The organism is Streptomyces fradiae ATCC 10745 = DSM 40063 (assembly GCF_008704425.1).
Taxonomy (GTDB): Bacteria; Actinomycetota; Actinomycetes; order Streptomycetales; family Streptomycetaceae; genus Streptomyces; species Streptomyces fradiae.
On sequence record NZ_CP023696.1, the window covers coordinates 106146 to 126423 of the forward strand.

Genomic DNA, 20278 nt, shown 5'->3' on the forward strand with positions numbered 1-20278 from the left:
CCCCCACGGGCGCCCGGCGTGGCGGCGTCCCGAGGGCCCGCACACCAATCTGTCGCGGCGCGCCGCTCTCGCGGTGCACCGGCGTACCGGCGCGTCGCGACGCATCCGCCTGCGCGCGGGCCGGCGTGCCGGGGTGCCGGCGTACCGCCTGGCAATGGCGTGCCGTGCGGACGGCGGTATCCGGCCATTCCGGCGCCCCGCGCAACGCCCGCGCCCCGCAGGCCCTCTAGCGGCTCGGAACCATCGGCCCACTCGAAGGGACACACGGTGCGCACGACGAGCCACGCACGGCGCGCGACTCTCGCCCTGTCCGTCATCGCGACCATCCTCGCCCCCGCCGCCCCCGCCCTCGCCGCCCCACCGCCGCCCCGCGCGGACCTGCGGGCCGACGTGGACCGGGACGGGCGGGTGGACGTCACCGGGGCGACGGACGACGCCGGGGAGGACACGTGGACGCCGGCGCGCGGCGCGGTCTTCCTGCCCAACATCGACGACGACACCAAGCGGTGCCCCACCGCCGGTCCGCGCGGCCGGCCCCTGCCGGACGCGTCCCTCGCCGCCTGCAACGACGCCGCCGACACCCGCGTCAACGGCACCCCCGACGCCGCGGACCTGGCCCGTGTCCGGTCGGTGCCGATGAAGAACCTGCCGGCGTCGGCGACCGGCACCCTGCGGGTCGTCGCCGGGGCCAAGAACACCCGCGTGTTCGTGAAGCGCGGCACCGGCTGGACGTGGGTGACCGCCGCGACCCGGCTGACCGCGGCCGAGCTGCGGGCGGGCGTCGAGTTCGGGGTGGAGGCGACCGACGTCGTGCGGGACCCCAAGCTGTGGGGCGGTCGCGCCGTCCTGCGCCTGACCGTCGCCGCCGGCTCCGCGACCACCTCCGACGACGTCACCCTGCGTGTCGCCCCGCTGCTGACGCACCACCACCTCCAGGCCGCGCAGCAGGTGCTCGTCACACGGGTGCCGGGCACGGACCCGTACGCCCGCGCGCAGCAGGCGTTCGTACGGGGGCTGGCGGCGGAGGCGAAGGCCGCCGGCATCGGCCACCCGCTGTTCACGTTCGAGCGGTACGACGACATCTGGGCGCAGGACTTCGTGGAGCCCGGGTACGTGAGCATGACCGGCCCGGACGGCCGCCGCCAGGCGATCCGGGTGATGCTCCGCTCCGCGCAGCCGGACCGGGAGTCGGGGCGCGAGCTGTTCGAGCGGCTGCGCGGCAAGGGCATCGGCGTCGTGCAGGTGTCGGGGGTCCGCGAGTCGGAGGAGTGGACCCTGAACTCCATGGGCAACCTGGAGACCGTCCCGCCGTACACCCATGCCGGCCGGTCCTTCCCCGCCGGGCGGATCATCATGGGCGAGCGCAGGGACACCGGCTCCAAGCCCGCCCGCGCCATGCGCTCGCTGCTCCAGGCCCAGGGCCTCCAGGACCCGCTGCTGCTCGACACCTCGTGGCTGCACGTCGGTCACGTCGACGAGTTCGTCCAGTTCCTGCCCGCGCCGGGCACCCCGCGCGGGTGGCGGATCGGCGTCGCGGACCCGGAGGCCGGTCTGCGGCTGCTGCGGGACGCGCAGAAGGCGGGGCACGGCGGGACGCGGATGTTCTCGGTCCCCGGCAGCGCGGACCTGCCCGCCCCGAAGGAGACCATCGACCAGGCGCTCGCCTCGAAGTGGCTGGTGGCCGACAACACGATGGCCGCCCAGCGCATCCGGGCCAACCTGGAGGTGCTCAAGCGCGAGACGGGCGTGACGGACGCCGAGGTGGTGCGCGTGCCGGCGCTGTACACCCGCGGCACCGAGCAGGGTGAGCGGGGCGACCGAGTGCCGCGGCTGACCCGCCTGGGCGCGGGCGACCCGCCCGAGTCGGTCACGGAGTACGGCCAGCAGAAGCGGCTGGTCCGCGAGGGCGGGCCGTCGGCCGCGGACGGTCCCGCCGTGATGACGAGCGCGTACGTGCCGGGCGCGGTGAACGGCGTGCCGCTGGGCGGCGACCGCTACCTGGCGCCGCGGCAGTGGGGCCCGGTCATCGGCGGCGAGGACGTGTTCACCGCCGCCGTCACCGCCGCGTACACCCGGGCCGGGCTGAAGGTGTCGTACATCGACGACTGGTCGACGTACCACCTCGGCATGGGCGAGGTGCACTGCGGCACCAACACCCTGCGGGACGCCTCCGCCGCGTGGTGGCAGCGGTAGCGGCCGGCCCGCGGGACCCCGGCGGGCCTCCCGGATGAGGGGGCACCCCGGGGTCCGAAAGCGGTGAGGCCCCCGGCCCCGCCCGGCGGGCCTTGCCGGGCGGACCTTGCCGGGTGAGCCAGGCCGGGCGGGCCGGGCGTCACGTGGCGACGGCCCGTCACCCGGCCTCCGTCACCCGGCCTCCGTCACGCGGCTTCCGCCACACGGCCTGCGGCCCGCGGCCTACGGCGGGCCCTCGGGCTCCCACCGGAGCAGGTCGCCCGGCTGGCAGGCGAGCGCCTCGCAGAGCGCGGCGAGCGTGGTGAAGCGGACGGCCTTGGCCCGGCCGTTCTTGAGCACCGCCAGGTTGGCGGGGGTGATCCCCACCCGTTCCGCCAGTTCGCCCACGGACATCTTCCGTTTCGCCAGCATCACGTCGACGTCGACGACGATCGGCATCAGATGACCTCCTCCAGCTCGGCCCGCATGCGCGCGGCCTCGGCGTCCCGCGCGACGGCCTGGGCGAGCAGCATCCGCAGGACGAGCACCACGAGCGCGACGCCGAGGACGGCCACGCCGGCCCCGCCCACCAGCAGGACCACCCCGGGTGCGACGGCCTCGCCGGGCGCCAGCAGGACGCCCAGCGTGAAGACGAGGAGGGCCGCGGCGACCACGGCGCCGATGACCACGTGCACGTACCGGAACGCGCGGTGGGAGAAGACCGTGCCCCGCCGGACCATCGTCACCAGCCGCCACACGCAGACGAGCACGGTCTGCGCCGCCACGATCCCCAGCAGGACGATCGCCACGAACGGCACGCGCAGGTGGGCGAGCTCGCCGCCGGAGCCGTCCGGGTCGGCGGCCAGCAGCGGCACCATCACCGCCTGCACGCCCACCGACCCGGCCAGCAGCATGGCGAGCACGGCCCGCAGTCCCCACACCGGCAGGTTTCCCATCGCTCCTCCTCCACTCGACTGACGATGGAAATCTATCGATTTTCGATAGGTGAGACAAGGTGTCGCCCTCGGGCCGGGGCCGCCCCGCAACCGCCCGTCCGGGCGCGGGGCGTGCCCGCGACGGGGGACCCCGCGGCGCGGCGCGCGCCCGGACGGGCCGGGGACCCCGCGCGGGGTGCTATCCGGTGGGCATGCGCCGCGACACCACAGGCCCGTCCACGTACTGGCTGGAAGACGTCGACCTGCCCAAGCAGCGGGTGCTGGCACTGGCGGACGCCGTCATCGCCATCGCCATGACACTGCTGGTCCTCGACATCGAACTGGAAGGGGGACTGAGCGGCCGGGCGCTGAGCGACGCGCTGGACGACGTGTGGAGGCAGATGGGGACGTTCCTGCTGAGCGCCGTCGTCATCGCGTCGTTCTGGCGGGTGCACCACGCGTCGCTGAAGGGCGTCGAGCGGATCGGCTCGCCCCTCTTCTGGCTGAACGTGCTCTTCCTGGTGCTCATCTCCCTCGTCCCGTTCCCGACGCGGGTCCTGCAGGACTACGGCGACCAGTTCCTCGGGCCTGCGCTGTACGGGGCGGTGATCGGGGCGGCGTCGATGCTGCTCTACCTCATGGAGCTGCTGAGCACACCGCGGCGGGAGCGCGGGTCCTGGCGCACCGTTCCGCTGCCGACGGTGGCCGTGGTGTTCCTGGTGTCCGTGGGGATCGCGGCGCTCTCCCCGGTGGCGGCGATGTACTCGTGGATCGCCGCCGTGCCGCTCTCCGCGCTGGGCCAGTGGTACGCGGTCCGCTCCCGGCGCGCGGCGTCCCCGCCCGCCTGAGGCGGGGGCGCCGGGCGGGGCGGCGGCTGTGCCGCGTGGCCGCGCGTCACACCCCGGCGCGGTCGGCCCGGCCGGCGTGACCCGCGGGGCCGGTGGGGCCGGTCGGGCCGGTGGGGCGCTCGCGGGCGGCGGCGGCGAGCACCGCGTCCAGGAGGCCGGGGAAGAGGGCGTCGAGGTCGTCGCGGCGCAGGTCGTTCAGCTTCGCCGTGCCGCGGTAGGTCTGGCGGATGACGCCCGCCTCCCGCAGCACGCGGAAGTGGTGCGTGGTGGTGGACTTGGTGACGGGGAGGTCGACGTAGGAGCAGGAGACCTCCGCGCCGGCCGCCGCCAGTTCGCGCACGACGCACAGCCGCATCGGGTCGGAGAGCGCATGGAGGACGTGCTCGAGGCGGATCTCGTCGCGCGAGGGGTGCGCGAGCTCGCGCGGTCCGCCCGCGGCGGTGGCGCGGGGCGCGGGGCTCGGGGTCACGGGCGCTCCAGGGTCGTCGGGCTCCCCATGGTACGAGAACTCTCGTAGTTTGACAGGCGCCGTACTACGGTGGCTATCGTACGAGTCACCGTACGAGCCGTACCCCGCTCCCGCCCCGAATGGAGTCCGCCGTGAGCGCACTGTTCGAGCCCCGCACCCTGCGGTCGCTGACCATCCCGAACCGCGTCTGGATGGCGCCGATGTGCCAGTACAGTGCCGAGCCGAGCGGCCCGGAGACGGGCGCGGCCAACGACTGGCACTTCGCCCACTACGCGGCCCGCGCCACGGGCGGCACCGGCCTGATCCTGCTGGAGGCGACGGCGGTCTCCCCCGAGGGCCGCATCAGCCCGTACGACCTCGGACTCTGGAACGACACCCAGACGGAGGCGCTGCGCCGGATCACCCGGTTCCTCAAGGGGCAGGGGACGGTCCCCGGCATCCAGCTCGCCCATGCCGGCCGCAAGGCGTCGACCGAGCGCCCCTGGAAGGGCGGCGCCCCGATCACCGGCGGCGAGCACGGGTGGCGGCCGGTCGGCCCGAGCCCGGTGCCGTTCGACGAGGGCCACCCGGTGCCGGAGGAGCTGACCGGGGAGGGCATCCGCGAGATCGTCGGGCAGTTCGCCGCGGCGGCGCGGCGCGCGCTCGACGCGGGCTTCGAGGTCGTCGAGGTGCACGGCGCCCACGGCTATCTGATCGGCGAGTTCCTCTCCCCGCACAGCAACCGCCGCACCGACGCGTACGGCGGCTCCTTCGACAACCGGGTCCGCTTCGCGCTGGAGGTGGTCGACGCGGTGCGCGCGGTCTGGCCCGAGGAGCTGCCCGTGTTCTTCCGGATCTCGGCCACCGACTGGCTGGAGGAGGCGGGCTGGACGGCCGACGACACCGTGCGGTTCGCCGCGCTGCTGAAGGAGCACGGCGTGGACCTGCTCGACGTGTCGAGCGGGGGGAACGCGCCGCGCGTGCGCATCCCGGTCGGCCCCGGCTACCAGGTGCCGTTCGCGGCGCGGGTGAGGACGGAGACGGGGCTGCCGGTGGCCGCGGTCGGCCTGATCACCGAGGCGGAGCAGGCGGAGAAGATCGTCGCCAACGGCGAGGCGGACGCGGTGCTGCTCGGCCGCGAGCTGCTGCGCAACCCGTCGTGGGCGCGGCACGCCGCGCGCGAGCTGGGCGGCGACGCGCACGTGCCGGACCCGTACCACCGCTCCGTCTGACCGGCGCCCGCCCGTCAGGCCGCCGCCGGGCGGCCCCCTGCCCCGCTCCGCTCACCCGCCGAGACGCCGTCAACGCCGTTGCCCGGCCCGCCCGTCGGGGCGGCGCGGTGGTCGGGCACACTGGACGGATGGACGACTACCCGCCGGTACACCGCGATCGCGCCCCCGCCCTGTACGGACGCCTGCGCGTGCGGACCGGCGACCTCGGCCCCGCGCTGCGGCTCACCGCCGACGGCGGGACGGGCGCGTTCGGGACGGTGGCGGGGGTCGCGGCGGCCGGGTTCGCCGCGTACGCGCGGGTGCTGCACCCCGCCTCGCTCGGTGAACGGCCGGTCCGCTGGGCGGCGGTGGGCGCGGCCCTCGGGCGGAGCGTGGAGCCGGGCACGTACTGGCACGAGCTCGTCGGGATGGGCCGCGACTACCACAACGCCTCCGTGTACGGCCTGCCCGGCGTGTGGGACGAGCACCCGGCCGAGGGGCCGACCCCGCCCGACGTGGCGGGGGCCCTCGTCCCCCTGCTGGCCCGGCACACCGGGACGCCGGACCGCTGCTGGTACGGGCTGTGGAACGGGTACGGGCGGTGGGACTTCGACACCGTGCCCACCTTCCGGACGCCGGGCCGCGACGAGGTGCTGCTGTCCGGCACGCTGGCGGAGGCGGTGTCGCCCCTGGAGCTGGACGAGTTCGCGGAGCTGCCCGACCTGTGGTGGCCGGAGGACCACGCCTGGTGCGTCGGCGGTGACGTGGACCTGGTGAGCACCTACGTCGGCGGTACCGAGGCGCTGGTCGACGACCTGCTGGCCGCGCCGGAGCTGGAGGCCCACCGGGTGGCGCCCGGCGACCCGGTGGGCTGAGGCCCGTCCCGCCGGGGCGGCCCCGCGGGACGGGGCGGCCCGGTCAGGGACCGGTCGCCGCCCGGCCCGCCCCCGGCGGGCCGGGCGCCGCCTGACCGGGCGCCGGGCCGATGTCCGCGGCGGCCCGCGGCGCGGCCGGTTCGCGCAGGGTGCGCAGCAGCAGCCAGGCGAGCAGCGGCAGCAGGGCCAGCGGTGCCAGTGCCGTGCGCAGCGAGGTCGCGTCGGCGAGGCCGCCCACGAGGGGGCCGGCCAGACCGCCCACGCTCACGGTCAGGCCCAGGGTGACCCCGGACGCCGTGCCGACCCGCGACGGCAGGAAGTCCTGGGCGAGCGTCACCTGGAGGGAGAACGGCACGTACAGCCCCATGGACGCCAGCGCCACGAAACCGTAGAGCGCCGGGCCGGGCACGGTCACGATCCCCGCGACGGCGGCGGCGGTCGCCAGGTACGACCAGCGGCACACGGTCACCCGGTCCCACCGGTCGGCCAGCCGCCCGCCCAGCACGGTCCCGGCCGCGCCGCCGAGGTAGAGCACGAACAGCGCCGCCGTGCCCGCCGCGGGCCCGCCGCCCGTCCGCTGCTGCGCGAAGAGCGCCACGAACGCGCTCAGCCCCACGAAGACGACGGACCGGCACACCACGGCCAGCGACAGCCGGACGAACGAGCCGACGTCGTCGCCGCCCGCGCCGCCCGCCGCCGGGCCCGCCGCGCCGCCGGCGCTCCGCACGGCGCGCAGGGCGGGCAGGCACAGCGCGCACCCCACGAGCGCCGGGAGCGCCAGGAGCGGCGACATGCGCAGCCCGCCCAGGGAGGCGACGGCCCACACCAGCGGCGGGGACAGCGCGAACCCGACGTTCCCGCCGAGCGAGAACCAGGCCATCGCCCGGTGGCCGCCCCCGGCGGCGGCGAGCCGCGCGACGCGGGCGGCCTCCGGGTGGTACGCGGCCACCCCCAGCCCCGACAGCGCGGCGAACGCCAGTGTGGCGGTGTACGAAGCGCTCACCCCGCACAGGCCGATGCCCGCACCGGCCAGCAGGGTGGCGACCGGCAGCAGCCAGGGCATCGCCCACCGGTCGGTCAGCGCGCCGAACAGGGGCTGCGCCACCGACGACAGCGCCGACGCGGCGAGGACGATCCCGGACGCGGCGGCGTAGCCGTACCCGCGCTCGGCGACGAAGAAGGGGACGAGGGCCGCCACGGCACCCTGGTGGACGTCCACGCAGGCGTGCCCGGCCGACAGCAGGGCGATCGACTTGGTTTTCGACACCCCCTCATCGTCGGCCGGTCGGGGCGTGGCGCACTTCCGTTAAGCTGCCTGACGATGACGGAGATCCGCCATGAACCGGTCGCTCCCACACGGGTGCAGAGCATGGCGACCGGATCGGAGATCGACGCCCACCGGCACGACGACCACCAGATCGTCTACGCCGGGCGGGGCGCGCTGACCGTGACGACCGGCCGGGGGACGTGGGTGGCCCCGGCGACGCGGGCCATCTGGGTGCCCGCCGGGACGGTCCACGCCCATCAGGCGCACGGCGCGGTGGACCTGCACCTGGTCGGCCTGCCGGTGGGCGACAACCCGCTCGGGCTGGACGAGCCGACCGTCCTGTCCGTCGGCCCGCTGCTGCGGGAACTGCTCGTCGCGTACACCCGGCCGCCGCTCGACGACCGCCCCGAGCGGTCGCGGCTGCGGGCCGTGCTGCTCGACCAGCTGCGCGCCGCGCCGCGGCGGGCCGTCCACCTGCCCTCGCCCGTCTCGCCCCGGCTGACGGCCCTGTGCGCCCTGCTCGGCGCCGATCCGGCCGACAACCGCACACTGGCCGCGCTCGGCAGGGAGGTCGGCGCCAGCGAGCGCACCCTGTCCCGGCTGTTCCGCGCGGAACTGGGGATGACCTTCCCGCAGTGGCGCACCCGGCTGCGGCTGCACCACGCCCTGGTCCTGCTGGCGCGGGGCACACCGGTCACCGCGGTGGCGCACCGCTGCGGCTGGTCGTCGGCGAGCGCGTTCATCGACGTGTTCCGCCGCGCCTTCGGGCACACCCCGGGAGCGGAGCTGCGCCGCGAGCACGGCTGAGACGAGCCGCCCGGCGCGGCGTCGCCCGCGGGGACGGTCGCGAGGGCGGTCGCTCACTCGTCCGGCGGGGACGGTCGCGACGCCGTCGGGGACGTCGGCGGCGGGGACGGTCGCGATGCCGTCGGCGGGGACGGCCGCCCTGTCGTCGTGTCCGGCGCGCACGACACTCCCCGCATAATGGTCCAGACCTTTCCATAAGCTACGTATGCCGTGAAGCGCATGTCCACGCGCATCGCCGGACAGACGGCGCGGACTGCGCGTGACGCGGCGTCACCCCACCGGACCGTCGGGCCGGCAGGCACCCGGGCAGTGGCGGCCACCACGCGCCCGAGCGGCCCGCAGTGCCCGCTCAGCGCACCTCGCCCCGCTGAGCTGGCGGTTCGTCAAGTCCCGCGATACGCCTCCAGAGTGACCGGCCGGTAGCCAGCGCCGCACCCCTTGCGTAGGCAACGGATCGTCTGCCAGATTCACCCTGCCGAACATGGCATGCACGCGACAGCCACACCCGGGCGTCGCATGCTTCCTCCCGTCGCATACCTATGCGGCGATGTCCTCATGAAGGACGCACCCACCCCCCACACAAGGGAGACCACCGTGCGTACAAGGAGACTGCTTCCCGCGCTGGCCGCCGCCGCCATGGCGGTACTCGGGCTCGCCCCCACGGCGACGGCCCAGGCTTCGGCCGCCCCCGCCCCCGCCGCACCGCCCGCCGCGGTGGCGGAGACCGCCGCCGTCCAGCCCATCATCGGCGGCGGCTACGCGAGCAACGCCCCCTGGGCGGCCCGGCTGTTCTCCAACGGCCGGGAGACCTGCAGCGCCACGATCATCGCCCCGACGTGGATCCTCACCGCCAAGCACTGCGTCTCCGGCGGCGGGCTGTCCTTCCGCATCGGCAGCCTCGACCAGCACAGCGGCGGAACGGTCGCCTACGGCGCGGGCACCTACAACCACTCCTCCTCCGACCTGTCCCTCGTCAGGCTGGACCGCTCGGTCTCGGCGACGTACGCCCGGCTCGGCCAGCCCGGCTCGGTGTCGGTCGGCCAGACCGTGCAGGTGTACGGCTGGGGCGCCACGTCCCAGTGCGGCTCCGAGGCCAACTGCCAGTCGCAGTACCTGAAGGTCGCCGACGTCGTCGTGACGGGCGGCTGCCGTGACGCCTACTACGGGTCGGCGATATGCGCCCGCCGCGGCAACGGCATCACCGCCGGCGGCGACTCGGGCGGCCCGATGATGGCGAACGGCGTCCAGGTCGGCGTCGCCTCGACCAGCGACCGGCAGACCACCACCGCGTACACGAACGTCACCGCCTACCGCTCCTGGATCCAGAGCGTCGCGGGCGTCTGACGGGCCCTCACCCGCCGTCCCGTGCCCTGGGGCGGCGGGTGAGGCACGCGGCCGCGGGGCCCGGCGTCACTCCTCGCGGCGGGCGAAGGGCGCCGGGCCGCCGCCCCCGCCGGCCAGATGCCGCTCCAGCCAGTCGGCGGCACTGCGGCGGAACAGGCGCCGGTTGTCGGCCCGCTGGAAGTCGTGGCCCTCGTCGCGGAGGGTCAGCAGCTCCGCGGCGACGCCCCGCTCCCTGGCCGCCCGCACGAACTGCTCGGACTCGCCGGGCGGCACGTTCGTGTCGTGCTCGCCGTGCACGGCCAGCACCGGCACCCGCAGGGCGTCCACCCGGTGCAGCGGCGACAGCGACCTCAGCAGCTCCCGGTCCCGCTCGGGATGGCCGTACTTGTGCGCGGCCGACTCCGCGATCCAGGGCTCCGTCCCGGCGAAGAACGACTGGAAGTCCGACATGCCGCACACGGCGACGCCGGTGCGGAACAGCTCCGGGTGCCACACGAGGGACGCCATGACGAGGTAGCCGCCGTACGAGCGGCCCATCACCGCGAGCCGCGACGGATCGGCCGGACCCGCCAGCACCGCGTGGGCGGCGCAGTCGGCCACGTCCTGGATGGCGGCGAACCGGCCGGTGCCCAGGTCGGCGTCGACGAACGACCGGCCGTGGCCCGACGAGCCCCGCACGTCCGGCGCGAACACGTCGAAGCCCCGCCCCAGCAGCTCGTGGTAGAGCGGCTCCAGCACCGGGCGCTCCTGTTCCTCGGGTCCGCCGTGCAGGTGCAGGACGCACGGCGCCGGGCGGCCGGGGGCGCGGCCGGGCGCGCGGTAGTACCAGCCGCTGAGCGGCATGCCGTCCTGTGCGGTGAACCGGTGCAGGACCGGCCTGGTGGGGCGCCGGCCGGGCGGTACCGCGTCCTCGTCGCGGGACGACCAGGGCGTCATGAGGGGGGTGCCCGCGCCGGGCAGCCACCAGACGCCGGGGCGGCGCCGCGAGCCGCTCAGCGCGAGCGCGGCCCCGCCGGGCCCGGCGGGCGCGACGCGGGTGGCGACCTCGTGCGGCAGCGGCACGTCCCGGCGCCCCTCGACGACCGGCGGGTCCGCGTACGCGGCCGGGGCGACGGGGTCCGGAGCGGCGGCCCGCGGGGCGGTCGGCCCGGGAGCGGCGGTCGCGGCGGGCACCGAGGCGGCGGGCTCAGGAGCGGCGGTCGCGGCGGGCTCAGGGGCGGTCCGCCCCGGCGCGGCGGGCGCGGGCGGGGCGGGCGCGGGCGGGGCGGGCGCCCGCGCGCCGGCGCCCTCCGCCGCGGAGTCCTCCCCGCCGGTCCGGTCCGCGCCCGGCTCCTCGCCGCCGGGGCCGTCCGGGCCGGGGCCGGGAGGCAGCGGCCGGAACTCCAGGGCGCTGACGCCCCCGTCGTTCCACGCCAGGAAGGCGCCCCGCCCCTCGTGCCCGACGGCGAGGAGCTCCAGGTCGACGCCGGGGCGCTCGGCGGCCACCGACACGCGGGTGATGGTCCCGTCGGGCGCCAGGTCCGCCGCGAGCAGCGCGGCGAACTCCCGGTCGGCGTCGCTGCGCAGCCACAGCCGCCGCCCGTCCGGTGAGAAGGCCGCCACCCACGGGTCGCCGTCGGCGACCGGCATGGCGGCGGCCGTACCGAGGCCGGCCAGGCGGACGACGACGGCCTCCCGGCGGTTGCGGGGCCCGCGCCGCAGCACCGCGAGGCGGCCGTCGCGGCTGACGTCGCAGACGCGGAGGGTGGCGGCCGTCCGCTCGACGGCCACCAGCGCCGGCGCGGCCACGCCGTCGGGGTCGATGAGGTACGCGGCGAGCCCGCCGCCCGCCCGGACGGAGGACGGCGCGCCGGGCGGCGCGGACCCGGGCCCCCGTACGGGCCCGGCCACCGGGTGCCCCCGCGCCGCGTACCCGTCCACCGCGTACCCGTCCGCCGTGGGGCCCCCCACCCGTCGGCCGTCCGCCCGGAGCCCGTCGGCCTGACGCCCGGGCGAGGTGAGGCCGCCCGCACCGGCGCCCCCGAGGGCAGCGGGGGCCGCGGGTCCTTCGGGCGCCCCGGCGGCGAGGGTCCGTGCGGCCGGGTCCACGTCGCCCCGGTGCGCGCCGCCCAGCAGCACGGCGTGGCCGTCCCGTTCGCTCCAGCCGGCCGGCGGCGGGGCGGCCCACGGCTCGCCCTGCCCGGACCGCTCCCGCTCCCCCGCCGGGGCCTGGCCGCCGGTGGTGACCGCGCCCCGGCCGGCGCCCTGCCACCCGCCCGCGGGCACCGGCCCGGGGGCCGCCGGGCGGCCGGCCGCCGCCGGGATCGCACCGGGGCCGGTCCGGGAGCCTGCCGGGCCGGCCGGGGAGGCGACGGTGACCGCGAGGGCGGAGCCGTCGTGCAGCCAGCAGCCCAGGTAGGCGGAGGTCCCCGGCTCGGCGCCCGCCAGGATCCGGCGGCCGGTGCCGTCGGGCCGTACGCACAGCACGCGGGAGTGCTCGCCGCCGCCCGGCCGGGTGGTGTACGCGATCCACCGGCCGTCCGGCGACCACGCCACCTCCGTCACCGGGTCGGGGCCCGCGTCGAGGAGGTGCGCCTCCGCGCCGTCGCCGTCCACCGGGCCGGTCCACAGCTGCGGTACGCCGCCGCGGTCGCAGACGTACGCGATCCGCGCCCCGTAGGGGTCGGCCGACGGGTACCAGCAGCCGTGCGCCGTGAACCGGACCGGTTCGCCGCGGGCGCCCTCGGCGGGCGCCAGGGGGACGGCCGACGGCGCCGCGACCGGCGGCGCCTGCGGGTCGTCGCGCCCCGCGCCGCTCAGCCGATGCCGTGCTTCTGCAGCCATAGCTCCAGCAACGCTACCTGCCACAGGCCGTTCGCCCCTCGCCTCGTACGGTGCTCGTCGGGTGCCGCGAGGAGCCGCGCCACGTACTCCTCCCGGAAGATGCCGCGCCCCCTGGCCTCGGGGGCGTGGAGCGCGTCGCGCACGCGCTCGAGGACGGGACCCGCCATGTGCTTGATCGCGGGCACCGGGAAGTACCCCTTGGGCCGGTCCACGACCTCGGCGGGCAGCAGCTTGCGCCCGGCCTCCTTCAGGACGCCCTTGCCGCCGTGGGCGAGCTTCAGCTCCGGCGGGCAGGCGGCGGCCAGCTCCACCAGCTCGTGGTCGAGGAAGGGCACGCGGGCCTCCAGGCCCCAGTCCATCGTCATGTTGTCGACGCGCTTGACCGGGTCGTCGACGAGCATGACGTGGGTGTCCAGCCGCAGCGCCGCGTCCAGGGCGGTCTCGGCGCCGGGCGCCGCCATGTGCTCGTGCACGAACCGGCCCGACACGTCCGCGCCGGGCAGCATGCCGGGCTGGACCATCCGGGCGAGGTCGGCGTGCGTGCGGTCGAAGTACGCCTGCGCGTACGCCTCGGCGGCGCGCTCCCGCTCGGGCACCGCGAGCTTCGGGTACCAGTGGTAGCCGGCGAACACCTCGTCGGCGCCCTGGCCGCTCTGCACCACCTTGACGTGCTCGGCGACCTGCCGGGAGAGCAGGTGGAACGCGATCACGTCGTGGCTGACCATGGGCTCGGACATCGCGGCGACGGCAGCGTCGAGCGCGCCCGACACCTCGGTGGACGGCACCATCAGCTCGTGGTGGCCGGTGCCGTACTGCTCGGCCATCAGCCGCGAGTAGCGGAACTCGTCGCCCTCCTCGCCGCCGCCCGACTCGAAGCCGACGCTGAACGTGGCCAGGTCGCGCTGCCCCTCCTCGGCGAGGAGCGCCACGATGAGGCTGGAGTCGAGGCCGCCGGAGAGCAGCACGCCCACGGGGACGTCGGCGACCATGCGGCGCCGCACGGCGACGCGCAGCGCCTCCAGCACGGCGTCGCGCCACTCGTCCGTGGTCATGCCGCGGTGCTCGGGGCGGCGGGTGTACGACGGCTGCCAGTAGCGGTGGTCGCGGTGGGTGCCGTCCGGCTCGACGACGCGGACCGTGGCCGGGGGCAGCTTGGTGACCCCGCGCAGGATGGTGCGGGGCGCGGCGACGGTCGCGTGCCACGTCAGGTACTGGTGGAGGGCGACCGGGTCGACGGCGGTGTCCACGCCGCCGGCCGCGAGCAGGGCGGGCAGGGAGGACGCGAACCGCAGCCGGCCGGGCGCGGCGGACAGGTACAGCGGCTTGACGCCGAGCCGGTCGCGGCCGAGGACGAGCCGGCCGTCGCGGTGGTCGCGGAGCGCGAACGCGAACATCCCGTGGAAGCGGTCGACGCAGGCGGTACCCCACTGGAGGTACGCCTTGATCAGCACCTCCGTGTCCGAGGTGGACACGAAGCGGTGACCGAGGCGTCGCAGCTCCCCCCGCAGCTCCCGGTAGTTGTACAGGCAGCCGTTGAAGACGCCGGTCACGGTGGCGTCGGCGCCGTCGCGGTCGCCCATGGGCTGGGCGCCCCGCTCCGACAGGTCGATGATCTTCAGCCGGCGGTGGCCCAGCGCGACGGGGCCGTGCGACCACAGGCCCTCGCCGTCGGGGCCGCGCGGTGCCAGCCGGTCGTTCATCCGCCGTACCGCTTCGAGGTCGGGGCGCCCGCCGTCGAACCGTATCTCGCCGCTCAGACCGCACATCGCGTCTCACCCCCCGTGCGACCCGTACGACGCCCGCGAAGGGCCTCGTCGTCCTCGTCGCCGTGCGGCCGGGCGGCCGGGGCGTCCGCATGGCCGACGGGTGTGGTGTCGCGGCACATGGGATTCCTCCTTGTCATGTCGTTCGATCCTGCGATCCGGGACCGTGGGCCTCGGGCCCGGTCCCGGCGTGCGGACGGGGCGCCGGTCGTCGCCGGGGCGTCGTCCACGTGGGATCCCCGCGCGGGTGCGCGTCGGTTCGCGTGGGTTCGCGTGGGGTCCGCGTGGGGCGTGCTCGTGGTCCGGTGCCCGGGCTGCCGGGCCTCCGGGGTTACTCCGGCGGGCGCGGTGGGGTGCCACGGCCCCCTCGCACGGCCCCCGCACGGCTCTCGTGGGCGGGCCGCCGTCGCGGGCGCGCGGGCGCCGGGCCGGGGCCGGCAGGCGCACGGTCAGCCGCCGATGGGCTCCACGGGGCCGCGGCGCGCGGGCCCGACCGCCCGCAAGGCGGCCTCCGGGGCCGTCCCCGCCGGCGTACCCGCGGTCATCCCGGCGGCCGTCCCCGCGCCCGGCCGGGGCGCGGCGGCGTGCGCGTGGCCGGCCCGGCCGCCGGGGCCGCGCGTCAGCGCGATCAGCTCGTCCACGCAGGCCAGCAGGTCCTCGCGGGCCGCGACGCGGCGCAGCCGGTGCGCAGGGCTGCCGTCGGCGAGGGCCTTCTCGGTCAGCTCGCGCACGGTCTGCCAGTCGCCGCACGCCTCCAGTTCCGGGCGCAGCCGGGCCAGCATGGTGCGGACGACACGCGCGGCGGGTGCCGGGCGGCGGGAGACCGGGTCGATGAGATCGCCCTCCAGGCCGGAGCGCGCCGCGCGCCAGGTGGCGGCGCGTAGCCACTCGTGGCGGCCGTCGCACTTCGGCGCCCCGCCCGCGGCGAGGCGCGCGGTCGCCCGCATCACCAGGGCGCGGAAGACCGCCGCGACGAGCACGACCGTCTCGGCGTTCGGCGACGAGTCGCAGACGCGCAGCTCCAGGGTGGGCTGGTGGTCGGAGGGCCGGAGGTCGTAGTAGATCATCCCGGGGTCGGTGACGACGCCCGAGGCGATCAGCTCGTTCACCGCCGCGTCGTAGGCGGCGGCGTCGGCGAAGCAGCCGGCAGGGCCCGCGGTGGGCCAGCGCTGCCAGAGCATCGTGCGCCAGCTCGCGTACCCCGTGTCCGCGCCCGCCCAGAACGGCGAGCTGGCGGAGAGCGCCAGCAGCACGGGCGCCCAGGGCGAGATCATGCACATCATCCGGACCGCCGTGTCGCGGTCCGGTACGTCGACGTGGACGTGGGTGCCGCAGATCAGCTGCTCGTCGGCGATCCGCCGGTACTCGGACACCATGTGCCGGTAGCGCCGGTCCGGGGTGACGCGGCCCGCTTCACCGTCCGTGAGCGGCACCGTACCCGCGGCCACGACGGCGAGGCCGCTGCCCGCGGCGCTGCCGCCGAGCCGGGCCCTGGAGCGGGTCAGATCCGCCCAGAGGGAGTCCATGGTGGTGTGGACGCCGCTGTTCGACTCGACGATGGACTGCAGCAGCTCCGTCGTGAAGCGGCCCTTCGGCAGCCCTTGGAGCACGTCCCCGGCGCGTGGCACCAGCATTCCGGTCTCCACCTCGAGGACATGGAACTCCTCCTCCACTCCTACAGCCAGTGTCACCGTCACTCCTCACGCCGGTGCGCGGCTCGACCGCGCTCGTGGTTCTCCGAGTGCCCGGAAGATCCCGTCGCACGCCTGTCCCGTCTCATCCGCATGCCGGTACGCGTGTTCCGTCGCGGGGAGCGGCCCGGCCCTGCGCGGGTCCCGCGCTCCGGCCCTCTGTCGCGGGGCCGGGCCGGGAGCCACACTGGCGGGGTGCGGGTGGTGATGATGACGGCGGGGTCGCGCGGCGACGTGGCCCCGTACACGGGTCTGGGCGCGGGTCTCGTGCGGGCCGGACACGAGGTGACGCTGGCGGCGCACGGGGTGTTCGCCCCGCTGGTGGCCGGCTCCGGGGTGCGCTTCCACCCGCTGCCGGTCGACCCGCGGGCCGAGCTGCGCTCGGGGCGCGGCCGACGGCTCGGCGGCGCCAGGACCGGGGCGGGCAGGCTCCTGCGGCTGGCGGCCATGGCACGGGCCGCCGCCGACGAGATGACCGCGTCGCTGGTGGAGGCGGCCCGGCACGCGGACGTGCTCCTGGTCGGGGGTGCGCTGGGCCCGCTCGGGTACGCCCTCGCGGAGGGCCTGTCGGTGCCGAGCGTGGGGCTGCACCTCCAGCCGCTGCACCCGACGCGGGAGTTCCCCCCGCCGATCCTGGGGGCGCGGTCGGCGGGCCCCCGGGCCGACCGGCTGGGCGGGCTGGCCGTGGCCGCCGCGGCCGGGGCGGTGTCCGCCGGTCCCGTGCGGGCGCTGCGGCGCAGGTACGGGCTGCGGGCGTCCGGCGCCTGGGCGGCGCACCGGGCGAGGGAGCGCGGCGGGTGGCCCGTGCTGCACGGTTTCAGCGAACTGGTGGTGCCCCGGCCGCGCGACTGGCGGGCCGGTCTCGACGTGGCCGGGTACTGGTGGCCGCACGAGACGGAGCGGCGCCTGCCCGACGCGGTGGAGGCGTTCCTGGCGGCCGGGCCGGCGCCCGTCTTCGTCGGGCTGGGCAGTGCGACCGTGCCGGATCCGGGGCGGGTCGGCCGCCGCCTGGTGCGCGCCGTGCGGGCGGCGGGGCTGCGGGGTGTCGTGCAGCGCGGCTGGGCGGGGCTCGCGGCGGACGGCGCCGACATGCTGGTCGTCGACGAGGTGCCGCACGCGCTGCTGTTCCCGAGGATGGCCGCCGTCGTCCACCACGCGGGGGCGGGCACCACGGGCGCGGCGCTGCGGGCGGGCGTGCCGAGTGTGCCGGTGCCCGTGCAGTTCGACGCGGCGTTCTGGGCGTCGCGGCTGGTCGCACTGGGCGCGGCGCCCGCGGCCGTGCCGCTGCGCGGGCTGACGGCCGTCGCCCTGGCGGACGCGCTGCGCCGTGCGACGGCCGCCGATTCGTACCGCGTCCGGGCCGGGGAGCTGGCCGCCGGGCTCGCCGCGGAGGACGGGGTGGTCCCGGTCCTCGCGGCCCTGGAGCGGTCGGCCCGCTGAGGCCGCCGAACCGCGGGGGCCGGCCGGGGGCCGCCCGTGCGCCTCAGCCCTCCCAGGTCCAGTCGGCGACCTCCGGCAGGTCGGTGCCGTGCTCCCGGATCCACGCGTGGTGGCGGGTGCGCACGTCGGCCATGGCCTGGCGTACCGCGACGGCGCGCGGGGCGAGGCCGGGCACGCGGTCGATGACGTCCATGACGAGCCGGTAGCGGTCGAGGTCGTTGCGGACGACCATGTCGAAGGGGGTCGTGGTGGTGCCCATCTCCTTGTAGCCGCGCACGTGCAGGTGCGGGTGGCCCGCGCGCCGGTAGGCCAGCCGGTGCACCAGCCACGGGTAGCCGTGGTAGGCGAAGACCACCGGCCTGTCGCGGGTGAACAGCGCGTCGTACTCCCGGTCCGGCATGCCGTGCGGGTGCTCCTCGCGGGGCATGAGGCGGGTCATGTCGACCACGTTGACCACCCGCACCGCCAGTTCGGGCAGGTGGCGGCGCAGCAGCGCGGCGGCCGCCAGGACCTCCTGCGTGGGCACGTCCCCGGCGCAGGCCAGGACCACGTCGGGCTCGCGCGTGCCGTCCTCGGTGCCGGCCCACTCCCACACGCCGGCGCCGCGCGCGCAGTGGGCGCGGGCCTCGTCGAGGGAGAGCCAGTCGAAGCAGGGCTGCTTGCCGGCGACCACGACGTTGACGTAGTCGCGGCTGCGCAGCACGTGGTCGGCGACGCTCAGCAGGGTGTTGGCGTCCGGCGGCAGGTAGACGCGGACGACCTCGGGGCTCTTGTTGAGGACGTGGTCGACGAAGCCGGGGTCCTGGTGCGAGAAGCCGTTGTGGTCCTGCCGCCACACATGGGACGTCAGCAGGTAGTTGAGGGACGCCACGGGGGCGCGCCACGGCAGGGCGCGGGCGGTCTTCAGCCACTTGATGTGCTGGTTCACCATGGAGTCGACGATGTGGACGAACGCCTCGTAGCAGGAGAACAGCCCGTGCCTGCCGGTCAGCAGGTAGCCCTCCAGCCAGCCCTGGCAGGTGTGCTCGGAGAGGATCTCCATGACCCGGCCGTGCCGGTCGAGGTGCTCGTCGACGGGCAGGACGCGCTCCTGCCACGCCTTGCCGCTGGCCCCGTACACCGCCTGGAGGCGGTTGGAGGCGGTCTCGTCGGGCCCGACGAGCCGGAAGTCGCGGCGGTCGGCGGTGGCGGACATGACGGCTCGCAGCAGGTCGCCGAGGACGCGGGTGGGCTCGTGCCGGGTGGCGCCGCGGCGCTCCACTGCGACGGCGAAGCGTTCGAGGGGCGGGAGGGGCAGTTCCCGTACGAGCAGGCCCCCGTTGGCGTGCCGGGTCGAGCCCAGCCTGCGCTCGCCGTCCGGTACGCAGGCGAGCACCCGGTCGCGCGGGGCGCCGTGCTCGTCGAACAGCTCCTCGGGGCGGTACGAGCGCAGCCACTCCTCCAGCTGCCTCCGGTGCGCCGGGTCCTCCCGGACGCCGGGCAGGGGCACCTGGTGGGAGCGCCAGGTGCCTTCGACCGGGACGCCGTCCACCTCGGCGGGGCCGGTCCACCCCTTGGGCGTGCGCAGGACGATGACGGGCCACCGCGGCCGCGCGCCGGTCCCGCCGGGAGCGCTCGAACCGCCGGGCGCGGCGCCGGTGCGGGCCGTGCGCTGGATGTGCCGGATGCGGGTGACCGCCGTGTCCATCGCGGACGCCATCGCCTGGTGGACCAGCGTCGGGTCGTCGCCGGAGACGTGGAGCGGGTCGTACCCGTAGCCGCGCAGCAGTTCGTCGAGTTCCGCCTCGGGGAGGCGGGCGAGCACCGTCGGATTGGCGATCTTGTAGCCGTTGAGGTGGAGGACGGGCAGGACGGCCCCGTCGTGGACGGGATCGAGGAAGCTGCCGGAGTGCCAGGACGCGGCGAGCGGCCCGGTCTCCGCCTCGCCGTCGCCGATGACGCAGGCGACGAGCAGGTCCGGGTTGTCGAAGGCGGCGCCGTAGGCGTGCGCGAGGGAGTAGCCCAGCTCGCCGCCTTCGTGGATGGAGCCGGGCGTCTCCGGGGCCACGTGGCTCGGCACCCCGCCGGGGAAGGAGAACTGCCGGAACAGCCGGGCCATGCCCGCCTCGTCCCGGCTGACGTCCGGGTAGGTCTCGCTGTAGCTGCCCTCCAGCCAGGAGTTGGCGAGCACGGCCGGTCCGCCGTGGCCGGGCCCCCATACGCACAGGGCGTCCGTGCCGTGGCGGCGGATCACCCGGTTGAGGTGGGTGTGGACGAGGTTGAGCCCCGGTGAGGTCCCCCAGTGCCCGAGCAGCCGCGGCTTGATGTGCTCCGGCTTCAGCGGCTCGCGCAGCAGCGGGTTGCCCATCAGGTAGATCTGCCCGACGGACAGGTAGTTGGCGGCCCGCCAGTGCGCGTCGAGCGCGGCCAGCTCCTCGCCGGACAGCACCTCCCGGGGCAGCTCACCGCCGGACGGCGCGTCTCCGGACGGCACCCCTCCGGGCTGCGGCGTCGACTCCGGCATAGCATCCTTCCCCATGCTTCCTCCGTCCTCAGGGGGCCGTCGCCGGCCGGGCCCCGCCGGGGCCGTCCTGCGTGTGGCGCCCGGACCGCCGGGGCCGTCCCGGTGTCCGTGGCCGGGTGCGCCGCCCACCAGCACCGTGGCACGGGCGGCG

The 20278-nt window shown here is 76.6% G+C and carries 15 protein-coding genes; 7 read left to right on the forward strand and 8 right to left on the reverse strand.

Going from position 1 to position 20278, the window contains the following annotated elements; translation table 11 throughout:
• The first annotated feature begins 267 nt into the window (after window positions 1-267).
• Entirely contained in the window at window positions 268-2193 is a 1926-nt protein-coding gene (locus tag CP974_RS00465; protein ID WP_085921529.1) for a protein-arginine deiminase domain-containing protein, read from the forward strand.
• Between the two features lie 222 nt (window positions 2194-2415).
• On the opposite strand, the gene CP974_RS00470 is transcribed toward CP974_RS00465, so the two are convergent.
• Together CP974_RS00470 and CP974_RS00475 are read right to left on the reverse strand one after the other, a co-directional pair.
• Entirely contained in the window at window positions 2416-2631 is a 216-nt protein-coding gene (locus tag CP974_RS00470) for a helix-turn-helix domain-containing protein (protein WP_069975030.1), read from the reverse strand.
• A complete protein-coding gene (locus CP974_RS00475) occupies window positions 2631-3128 on the reverse strand; it encodes a DUF2975 domain-containing protein (RefSeq protein WP_085921528.1) in 498 nt (165 codons plus the stop codon). The genes CP974_RS00470 and CP974_RS00475 overlap by 1 nt, the downstream gene beginning before the upstream one ends.
• Window positions 3129-3319: 191 nt before the next feature.
• Here CP974_RS00475 and CP974_RS00480 point away from each other — a divergent pair, with 191 nt between their 5' ends.
• Window positions 3320-3955 carry a TMEM175 family protein gene (locus CP974_RS00480; protein ID WP_140160870.1) on the forward strand — a complete coding sequence of 212 codons (636 nt, stop codon included), beginning with the start codon at window positions 3320-3322 and terminating at the stop codon, window positions 3953-3955.
• Between the two features lie 46 nt (window positions 3956-4001).
• Here CP974_RS00480 and CP974_RS00485 read toward each other — a convergent pair whose 3' ends face one another.
• Complete coding sequence (locus CP974_RS00485) at window positions 4002-4424, reverse strand: ArsR/SmtB family transcription factor (protein WP_085921527.1); 423 nt, start codon at window positions 4422-4424, stop codon at window positions 4002-4004.
• Between the two features lie 131 nt (window positions 4425-4555).
• Between CP974_RS00485 and CP974_RS00490 the strand changes: the two genes are divergently transcribed.
• The gene (locus CP974_RS00490; protein ID WP_085921537.1) at window positions 4556-5635 is read left to right on the forward strand and encodes an NADH:flavin oxidoreductase/NADH oxidase; all 1080 of its coding nucleotides are present in this window, start codon (window positions 4556-4558) and stop codon (window positions 5633-5635) included.
• A 128-nt stretch (window positions 5636-5763) separates the two neighbouring features.
• Window positions 5764-6489: a hypothetical protein gene (locus CP974_RS00495; RefSeq protein ID WP_085921526.1), complete on the forward strand. Its 726-nt coding sequence runs from the start codon at window positions 5764-5766 to the stop codon at window positions 6487-6489.
• A 43-nt stretch (window positions 6490-6532) separates the two neighbouring features.
• On the opposite strand, the gene CP974_RS00500 is transcribed toward CP974_RS00495, so the two are convergent.
• On the reverse strand, window positions 6533-7756 hold the full coding sequence (locus tag CP974_RS00500; protein WP_085921525.1) for an MFS transporter: 1224 nt from the start codon (window positions 7754-7756) through the stop codon (window positions 6533-6535).
• A 54-nt stretch (window positions 7757-7810) separates the two neighbouring features.
• Between CP974_RS00500 and CP974_RS00505 the strand changes: the two genes are divergently transcribed.
• Together CP974_RS00505 and CP974_RS00510 are read left to right on the forward strand one after the other, a co-directional pair.
• Window positions 7811-8563: a helix-turn-helix transcriptional regulator gene (locus CP974_RS00505; protein ID WP_069975041.1), complete on the forward strand. Its 753-nt coding sequence runs from the start codon at window positions 7811-7813 to the stop codon at window positions 8561-8563.
• Window positions 8564-9157: 594 nt separating this feature from the next.
• Entirely contained in the window at window positions 9158-9907 is a 750-nt protein-coding gene (locus tag CP974_RS00510) for a S1 family peptidase (RefSeq protein ID WP_085921524.1), read from the forward strand.
• 66 nt (window positions 9908-9973) lie between these two features.
• Here the strand turns inward: CP974_RS00510 and CP974_RS29905 are convergent, their stop codons facing one another.
• From CP974_RS29905 to CP974_RS00530, 3 genes are all read right to left on the reverse strand, one after another.
• A complete protein-coding gene (locus tag CP974_RS29905) occupies window positions 9974-12730 on the reverse strand; it encodes a prolyl oligopeptidase family serine peptidase (RefSeq protein ID WP_224354466.1) in 2757 nt (918 codons plus the stop codon).
• Window positions 12703-14496, reverse strand: coding sequence for an N-acetylglutaminylglutamine amidotransferase (locus tag CP974_RS00525; protein WP_085921388.1), 1794 nt, complete (start codon window positions 14494-14496; stop codon window positions 12703-12705). Before CP974_RS00525 ends, CP974_RS29905 begins: the two co-directional genes overlap by 28 nt.
• A gap of 446 nt (window positions 14497-14942) precedes the next feature.
• Window positions 14943-16184 (reverse strand): carboxylate-amine ligase, encoded by a 1242-nt coding sequence (locus tag CP974_RS00530; protein WP_085921389.1) that lies wholly within the window; start codon window positions 16182-16184, stop codon window positions 14943-14945.
• A 210-nt stretch (window positions 16185-16394) separates the two neighbouring features.
• On the opposite strand from CP974_RS00530, the gene CP974_RS00535 reads away from it, so the two are divergent.
• Window positions 16395-17624, forward strand: a complete 1230-nt coding sequence (locus CP974_RS00535) for a glycosyltransferase (protein WP_085921406.1) — start codon at window positions 16395-16397, stop codon at window positions 17622-17624.
• A 43-nt stretch (window positions 17625-17667) separates the two neighbouring features.
• On the opposite strand, the gene CP974_RS00540 is transcribed toward CP974_RS00535, so the two are convergent.
• Window positions 17668-20142 (reverse strand): phosphoketolase family protein, encoded by a 2475-nt coding sequence (locus tag CP974_RS00540; protein WP_223844426.1) that lies wholly within the window; start codon window positions 20140-20142, stop codon window positions 17668-17670.
• Window positions 20143-20278: the final 136 nt, after the last annotated feature.

Excerpts from the sequence above, each read along its gene's own strand:
- CP974_RS00470 (WP_069975030.1), bottom strand. The coding sequence starts at position 2,631 with ATGCCGATCGTCGTCGACGTCGACGTGATGCTGGCGAAACGGAAGATG.
- CP974_RS00475 (WP_085921528.1), bottom strand. The coding sequence starts at position 3,128 with ATGGGAAACCTGCCGGTGTGGGGACTGCGGGCCGTGCTCGCCATGCTG.
- CP974_RS00480 (WP_140160870.1), top strand. The coding sequence starts at position 3,320 with ATGCGCCGCGACACCACAGGCCCGTCCACGTACTGGCTGGAAGACGTC.
- CP974_RS00495 (WP_085921526.1), top strand. The coding sequence starts at position 5,764 with ATGGACGACTACCCGCCGGTACACCGCGATCGCGCCCCCGCCCTGTAC.
- CP974_RS00505 (WP_069975041.1), top strand. The coding sequence starts at position 7,811 with ATGACGGAGATCCGCCATGAACCGGTCGCTCCCACACGGGTGCAGAGC.
- CP974_RS29905 (WP_224354466.1), bottom strand. The coding sequence starts at position 12,730 with ATGGCTGCAGAAGCACGGCATCGGCTGAGCGGCGCGGGGCGCGACGAC.
- CP974_RS00525 (WP_085921388.1), bottom strand. The coding sequence starts at position 14,496 with ATGTGCGGTCTGAGCGGCGAGATACGGTTCGACGGCGGGCGCCCCGAC.
- CP974_RS00535 (WP_085921406.1), top strand. The coding sequence starts at position 16,395 with ATGACGGCGGGGTCGCGCGGCGACGTGGCCCCGTACACGGGTCTGGGC.
- CP974_RS00540 (WP_223844426.1), bottom strand. The coding sequence starts at position 20,142 with ATGGGGAAGGATGCTATGCCGGAGTCGACGCCGCAGCCCGGAGGGGTG.